General features: G+C 53.9%; 8 protein-coding genes and 1 riboswitch. All 8 genes read right to left on the bottom strand.

Annotation, left to right across the window (positions count from 1 at the left end; translation table 11 throughout):
* Positions 1 to 163 precede the first annotated feature (163 nt).
* Complete coding sequence (locus BGK46_RS02025; protein WP_069586813.1) at positions 164 to 394, bottom strand: glutaredoxin family protein; 231 nt, start codon at positions 392 to 394, stop codon at positions 164 to 166.
* 13 nt (positions 395 to 407) lie between these two features.
* Complete coding sequence (gene thiH, locus BGK46_RS02020) at positions 408 to 1,559, bottom strand: 2-iminoacetate synthase ThiH (protein ID WP_069586812.1); 1,152 nt, start codon at positions 1,557 to 1,559, stop codon at positions 408 to 410.
* Complete coding sequence (locus BGK46_RS02015) at positions 1,559 to 2,332, bottom strand: thiazole synthase (protein ID WP_069586811.1); 774 nt, start codon at positions 2,330 to 2,332, stop codon at positions 1,559 to 1,561. The genes thiH and BGK46_RS02015 overlap by 1 nt, the downstream gene beginning before the upstream one ends.
* A gap of 2 nt (positions 2,333 to 2,334) precedes the next feature.
* Positions 2,335 to 2,535: a sulfur carrier protein ThiS gene (gene thiS / locus BGK46_RS02010; RefSeq protein ID WP_077668675.1), complete on the bottom strand. Its 201-nt coding sequence runs from the start codon at positions 2,533 to 2,535 to the stop codon at positions 2,335 to 2,337.
* Positions 2,516 to 3,283, bottom strand: coding sequence for a HesA/MoeB/ThiF family protein (locus BGK46_RS02005; protein ID WP_069586809.1), 768 nt, complete (start codon positions 3,281 to 3,283; stop codon positions 2,516 to 2,518). Before BGK46_RS02005 ends, thiS begins: the two co-directional genes overlap by 20 nt.
* Positions 3,267 to 3,935, bottom strand: coding sequence for a thiamine phosphate synthase (gene thiE / locus BGK46_RS02000; RefSeq protein WP_069586808.1), 669 nt, complete (start codon positions 3,933 to 3,935; stop codon positions 3,267 to 3,269). The genes BGK46_RS02005 and thiE overlap by 17 nt, the downstream gene beginning before the upstream one ends.
* Positions 3,932 to 5,908 (bottom strand): phosphomethylpyrimidine synthase ThiC, encoded by a 1,977-nt coding sequence (thiC, locus tag BGK46_RS01995; protein ID WP_069586807.1) that lies wholly within the window; start codon positions 5,906 to 5,908, stop codon positions 3,932 to 3,934. The genes thiE and thiC overlap by 4 nt, the downstream gene beginning before the upstream one ends.
* A gap of 93 nt (positions 5,909 to 6,001) precedes the next feature.
* A riboswitch (TPP riboswitch) is annotated at positions 6,002 to 6,101 on the bottom strand.
* Positions 6,102 to 6,157: 56 nt separating this feature from the next.
* The gene (gene crcB / locus BGK46_RS01990) at positions 6,158 to 6,538 is read right to left on the bottom strand and encodes a fluoride efflux transporter CrcB (protein ID WP_069586806.1); all 381 of its coding nucleotides are present in this window, start codon (positions 6,536 to 6,538) and stop codon (positions 6,158 to 6,160) included.
* Between the last annotated feature and the right edge of the window lie 281 nt (positions 6,539 to 6,819).

Below are 6,819 nucleotides of genomic sequence, written 5' to 3'. Positions count from 1 at the left end.
ATGCAAATACTGGCTTCTATCCGCCAATTTAGGCGTTGGTCGGTAATGACCACTCTCTAACAAAAAATATCGCGATCGCGGCCTACGGCCGCTTATCAAAAAGAACCCCGCCTAAAAAGGCGGGGTTCGTCAGCAATCTGAAGCGTCCGATTGGACGCTTTTTTTATTCCTCTTTCAGGGCTTTCTCGACCGCTTTAGGCGAAAAGCCGCGCAAGGTGGTATCGCCAATGCAAATCACCGGGACACCCCGCGAGCCAGTTGCCGCCAGCAGCTTCTTGCCTTTGGGCGTGGCCGTATCGACCACACGATAACGCAGCCCTTTTTTATCCAAGTAAGCTTTGGCCGCCTCACAGTGAGGACAGCGTGGACCTACATATACAGTAATACGTTTCATGCCCGCATTGTCGCTAACCCGCTGCCGTTTGTGAAGCCATTTGCGCCTGACGCGCGATATCGTAGATGTTATCCCAATCTTTCCATACCACCTCAAAACCGAGGGCTCGGACGCTGGCGGCCACCTCTGCCGCGCTCCGTTCATCACTGATGGCAAACTGCTCTAATTGTGGCTCAGGGTTCGCATAGCCGCCCGGTTGGGTTTTTGACGCCGCGGATAGGCTCGTGACGCCAAGGGGCAACACATTGTCGCGAAAGTGGGGTGACTCTCGTGTCGATAGCGACAGCTCGACCTGCGGATTCCACAACCGATAGGCACAAATCAACTGAACCAACTGCTTATCCGTCATCACCGATTTCGGCTGTAACGCCCCCGCGCAAGGACGTAAGCGCGGAAAAGATAGCGAATAGCGGCTTTGCCAGTATTGCTTTTCCAGATAATCGAGATGCTGGGCGGTAAAAAAGCTGTCGGTGCGCCAGTCCTCAAGGCCAATCAAGGCGCCCAAGCCGATCTTATCGACCCCTGCTTGTGCCAACCTATCTGGGGTTTGCAGCCGGTAGTGAAAGTCGGTTTTATTCCCGCGCTTGTGGTGTTCCCCATAGGTTGAAGCGTGGTAGGTTTCTTGGTACACCATCACCGCATCCACACCTTGTGCCACCAAGGCGCGATATGCCTCGGTATCCAGCGGCTGCACCTCCATCGCCACATGATGAAAGTATTGCTTCACCACGGGTAAAGCGCGGAGAAAATACTCGGGCCCTACCTTGGTTTCATGCTCACCGGTCACCAAGAGCACACTGTCAAAGCCCATTTTTTTGATCGCTTCACACTCGGCGGCGATCTCGGCTTCATCCAGCGTGCGCCGTTTGATTCGGTTTTCCATCGAAAAACCGCAATAGGTACACACGTTGGCGCACAAATTGGAGAGGTACAGCGGAATATAAAACCCCATGGTGTAGCCAAACCGCTGCCGCGTCAGCGCCGCAGATTGCTGAGCCATGGCCTCAAGGTAGGCTTCAGCGGCAGGACTTATCAGGGCAGCGAAGTCGTCCAAATTGCGCGAAGATTTAGCCAGCGCCCGCTCGACATCTTGGCGCGTTTTGCTGTAAATCAAAAGGCGATGATGATCCCAATCGAGTGCCGCCCACCGCTCAGAAAAGCTCATCACGCCTCCTTAGCGTCAAGAAACGCGGTTAAGGGGCTAGACGCGTGGGCGTGATTGTGTGTGCCCGCCAGCCCAGCGCGATACGCACAGCGTCCGGCTTCAACCGCTTGTTTAAACGCTGCGCCCATGGCAATCGGATCGCCAGCCGCGGCAATGGCGGTGTTGACCAATACCGCATCAGCGCCGCGCTCCATCGCTAACGCCGCATCTGACGGTGCACCAATGCCGGCATCAATGATCACCGGCACGCGAGCTTGCTCGATAATGATGTCGAGAAACGCCATTGAGGCCAGCCCTTGGTTGGATCCAATCGGTGAGCCAAGGGGCATCACCGCCGCACATCCCACCTCTTCCAAACGCTTACACAGCACAGGATCGGCATGACAATATGGCAGCACCACAAACCCCTCATCCACAAGCGTTTTCGCCGCTTGAAGGGTTTCAATCGGATCAGGCATCAAATATTTGGGGTCGGGGTGAATTTCCAGCTTCACCCAATGCGTTCCCAATGCTTCTCGAGCAAGACGCGCGGCAAAGACCGCTTCTTGCGCATTTTTCGCCCCTGAGGTATTGGGCAGCAGGCGCACACCGAGCTCGCGCAGCGGCGTTAGAATATCGTCTTGTGTGGCATGCACATCGACTCGCTTTAGGGCCATGGTGACCAGTTCAGTACCACTGGCCGCCAGTGATTCGGCTATGGTCTTGCGACTGGCAAACTTGCCGGTGCCGGTTAACAGCCGAGATGAAAACGTTGTATCCGCAATGGTTAACATAATTATCCTCCGGCAATCGCTTGAAAGACCGCCAAGCTATCGCCAGCGGTGAGTGACGTGGATGACCAAGCATCACGCGCAATAATGGTCTGATTTAGCGCGACAGCGACCGATTCGGCCGGCACCTTCATCTCCTCAATCAGTTGCGCGACGGTCGTGGCATTGACCTCTGTAGGCGTGTCATTAATGATTAACCGCATCATTTACCTCCCGCATTGGCTGACAAACCGCACAGTGCGGATGAACGGGCAGCGAAAAGTGCTGCCATGTCATGGTTTGTCCATCCAGTCGTGACAAGCGATTGGTACCGACCGCCTGCCCTAATAACAGTTTTATTCCTTCCAACGCTTGCGCGGTGGCCATCATACCGACCACAGGTCCCATTACCCCAGCTTCAGAACAGCGCGTGGGTTCAGAAAGCGTCACGTCTGCGAAGGCGCACGCATAACATGCGCTATGCGGTTGATAAACCAATAACTGGCCTTGCCAACCGATCGCCGCTGCGCTCACCAAGGGTGTACCAGCCTCTACACAGGCTTGATTGACTGCATGGCGAGTAGCGAGATTATCACTGCAATCAAGGACCACATCCGCCATCGCCACTTCAAGCGCCAGACGCTCACCTTCTAGATAGGCATTGATGGCTCGGCACTGGCAATGTGGATTCAGCGCGACCAAGTTAGCGGCTAGCGCTGCGGCTTTATCGGTGCCGATTTGCTCATCCCGATACGCCACCTGACGCGCCAAATTAGATAGCTCAACGTGGTCCGAGTCAGCAATCGCTAACTGACCCACGCCAGCGCCTGCAAGATAGAGGCCCGCGGTGGTTCCAAGCCCACCGGCACCGACCATTAACACGCGCGCCTTGCTCAGTGCCTGCTGCCCGCACTCTCCAACTTCTGGCAGCATGATTTGCCGGCTATAACGCAAGTATTCACTGTCCGATAGCATCACGCCCTCCTTGCTGTCTTGATGGATTAAGACAGCGGTTAAATGCGTCAATGCGCGCCGCTAAATCAGGCGCTTGCGTCACGGCGCGGACCACCGCAATGGCGTCCACGCCAGTGCGCCAAACGTCAGGGGCTCGGTCGAGATCAATACCGCCAATCGCCACCGTCGGGAAACGGCCATCGACAGCCGCCACCTGCTGCGCTAACGCTGAAATGCCTTGCGGCGGCTCGACGAGCTGTTTGGTAGTGGTGGGAAAAATATGGCCGATGGCGAGATAACTGGGCGAGAGTTCAACCGCTGCAGCGAGCTGTTCGGGACTGCGTGTCGATACGCCAAGGCGCACGCCTTGCCGTGCGAGCCGGTCAAGATCCGCCTCTTGTAAGTCTTGCTGCCCCAGATGAACACCATAGGCGCCAGCCTCTAGCGCGAGCTGCCAGTGATCGTTGATAAACACCTGCGCATGGTGCGCGCGGCCCAACGCCACCGCGCGCTGTACCCAATCCGCCAATTGAGGATGCGCTGGCTGCTTCACACGCAGTTGCACGGTTTTCACCCCCAAGCAAAGTAAGCGTTCGAGCAAATCCACATCGTCCACCACCGGATATAATGGGCCTATACCTTCAGACATAGGCGCAAACGGGGTCAGGCTCATGATTCCACCTTATCGCTGTCCGCTACCTCAGCGCCTTGTGGTGACGAATGATGGGATTTTTGCAGGTAGAGCTCACTGCCCTTTTCTCGAAACTCTTGCGATTTTTGCTGCATGCCTGCTAACGGGTCTTCCAGCATAGTGACATCAATCGCTTCACCCGCGGCGGCATAGCCATTTTCTTTGGCATAATCTCGGACTTCTTGGCTGATTTTCATGGAGCAGAATTTCGGCCCACACATGGAGCAAAAATGCGCGACCTTGCCCGACTCTTGAGGCAGTGTTTCATCGTGATAAGCACGCGCCGTCACCGGATCTAAAGCAAGGTTGAACTGATCTTCCCAGCGGAATTCAAAGCGTGCTTTAGAAATGGCATTATCTCGCACCTGCGCGCCCGGATGTCCTTTGGCTAAGTCGGCGGCATGCGCACACAACTTGTAGGTGATAAGCCCAGTTTTAACATCCTCTTTGTTGGGCAGACCCAGATGTTCTTTAGGCGTGACATAGCAAAGCATCGCACACCCAAACCAGCCAATCATCGCCGCACCAATCCCGGAGGTGATGTGGTCGTAACCAGGCGCGATATCGGTAGTCAGCGGGCCTAAAGTATAAAAAGGCGCTTCATGGCAATGGGTGAGCTGCTCGTCCATGTTCTCTTTGATCATGTGCATAGGCACATGGCCGGGGCCTTCAATCATCACCTGCACATCGTATTCCCATGCCACCTTGGTAAGCTCGCCCAGAGTACGTAGCTCACTGAATTGCGCTTCGTCGTTCGCGTCAGCCACTGAGCCGGGACGCAACCCATCGCCTAGTGACAGCGATACATCATAGGCGGCACAAATCTCGCAGATTTCACGAAAATGGGTATAGAGGAAGCTTTCTTGATGATGCGCCAAGCACCATTTGGCGATAATCGACCCGCCACGCGAGACAATCCCAGTCACGCGATTGGCGGTCATGGGCACATAGTGCAAACGCACTCCAGCGTGAATGGTAAAATAATCGACCCCTTGCTCGGCTTGCTCTATCAAGGTATCGCGCATCACTTCCCAAGTCAGGTCTTCGGCAATGCCATTCACTTTCTCAAGCGCCTGATACATAGGCACAGTGCCAATCGGGACTGGGCTATTACGTAAAATCCACTCGCGAGTTTCGTGGATATTGCGTCCGGTCGATAAATCCATCACCGTATCGGCTCCCCAACGGGTCGCCCACACCAACTTTTCGGTTTCTTCTTCAATGGAGGAGCTCACCGCTGAGTTACCAATATTGGCATTCACTTTCACCAGAAAGTTACGCCCAATGATCATCGGCTCCGCTTCTGGGTGGTTAATGTTGGCAGGAATAATCGCACGCCCTTCAGCGACCTCTTGGCGCACAAATTCGGGAGTGATGTTTGATGGCAAGTGAGCACCAAAGCTTTCCCCAGGATGCTGGCGGTTTAGTTGCTCTTCACGATACTGCTGGCGACCCATATTTTCCCGGATAGCGATAAATTCCATCTCTGGGGTGATAATGCCTTGGCGTGCGTAGTGAAGTTGGGTCACACACTGGTTAGGTTTCGCCCGACGGATAGACGGTAAGGCACTAAAGCGAAGATCATCCAAGGTTTCATCACTAAGGCGAGTCTTTGCATAGTCTGAGCTCACTGCATCAAGGAACTCTGTATCGGCACGTTCATCAATCCAGGCTTTGCGTACTGGGGCTAAGCCTTGGTAAATATCGATAGCACTCTGTGGGTCGGTATAAGGCCCTGATGTGTCATAAACCCGAATGGATTCATTGGCTTCATACTGCGGATTATCTTTACTCCCGCCTACAAAAGTTGGAGACAGATGGATTTCTCGCATGCCTACGCGAATATCGGGTCGCGATCCCTCGACATAGACTTTTTCCGAGTTAGGGTAGGTTTGCGCAGAGAGGGAATCGATAAAAGATTTGGCCTCAAGACGGGCCTGTTTACGGGTCGACATAGCATTACTCCGGTGTTCATTATGGGAATTAATGCTTGCCGGAAAACGCTGAATTGAGATGTGAGCAAACTGGCAGACGCGTACGGTCTGTGATCTGATGCATCTCTTGTTCCCTTCGCTGGTCCTAACCAGATCAGGTTCAACGGATCCCACTTCACGTGGTCTCAGCCAATTGGCACTCCGACAAGTTCAACGCCAGTATAAGAAATCACCGCCGCAACAACAAGCGACGTAATGGCATGTTTTTACCTACCCAGTAATGCGTCCTAGCAACCAAGCCCCCATCGCGGCCGCTCCTAAGCATAACGCAAGGTTGAGACCCACGTTTAACAAGGCTTTCACCGTCTCACCATGTTGAAAAAGAAGCAAGGTATCCACTGAAAAGGTCGAGAAGGTGGTAAACGCGCCCAAAAAGCCAATCGCAATCAGTTGACGCCAAGGCACTGGGGCAATCAGCTCCTGGCTCATCGCCGCTAAAAAGACCCCCATCGCTAATGAGCCCAGGACATTAACCATAAGAGTGCCGTAAGGAAATCCTCGACCAAACACCGCGACGCTCCACTCTGAAACTAAAAAACGCGAAGACGCCCCTAATGCGCCACCAAGTCCTACCCACAATATACTTACCACTGGGTGCTCCTTTCGATTGGTAAAAAGTCATCATACCGCGACATGTGAACAAGAAACAGGAGGAAGAAAAAGGGAAGAGGGTCAGGAGTGCTAGAAGCTTAATGATTCACATACATCGAGTAGGGTGAGGCGTTGCCGCCTCATCCCTCTCACAGAACCGTACATACGGACCTCGTATACGGCTCATGCACACTTCCATTCAGCATAAATGCTAAACACATGCCCTGTCCTTACCTGTTCAATATTACCAACACCACGATCACCGCACCCACCATTGCGCA

Origin of the sequence: Salinivibrio sp. SS2, assembly GCF_001722075.1 — a bacterium.
GTDB classification, from domain to species: Bacteria; Pseudomonadota; Gammaproteobacteria; order Enterobacterales; family Vibrionaceae; genus Salinivibrio; species Salinivibrio proteolyticus.
The sequence above is the reverse complement of the archived record's forward strand: the minus strand, read 5'-3'. Positions and strand labels throughout refer to the sequence as shown.

Coding starts and splice junctions, on each gene's coding strand:
- BGK46_RS02025 (WP_069586813.1), bottom strand. CDS start 394: ATGAAACGTATTACTGTATATGTAGGTCCACGCTGTCCTCACTGTGAG.
- thiH (WP_069586812.1), bottom strand. CDS start 1,559: ATGAGCTTTTCTGAGCGGTGGGCGGCACTCGATTGGGATCATCATCGC.
- BGK46_RS02015 (WP_069586811.1), bottom strand. CDS start 2,332: ATGTTAACCATTGCGGATACAACGTTTTCATCTCGGCTGTTAACCGGC.
- thiS (WP_077668675.1), bottom strand. CDS start 2,535: ATGATGCGGTTAATCATTAATGACACGCCTACAGAGGTCAATGCCACG.
- BGK46_RS02005 (WP_069586809.1), bottom strand. CDS start 3,283: ATGCTATCGGACAGTGAATACTTGCGTTATAGCCGGCAAATCATGCTG.
- thiE (WP_069586808.1), bottom strand. CDS start 3,935: ATGAGCCTGACCCCGTTTGCGCCTATGTCTGAAGGTATAGGCCCATTA.
- thiC (WP_069586807.1), bottom strand. CDS start 5,908: ATGTCGACCCGTAAACAGGCCCGTCTTGAGGCCAAATCTTTTATCGAT.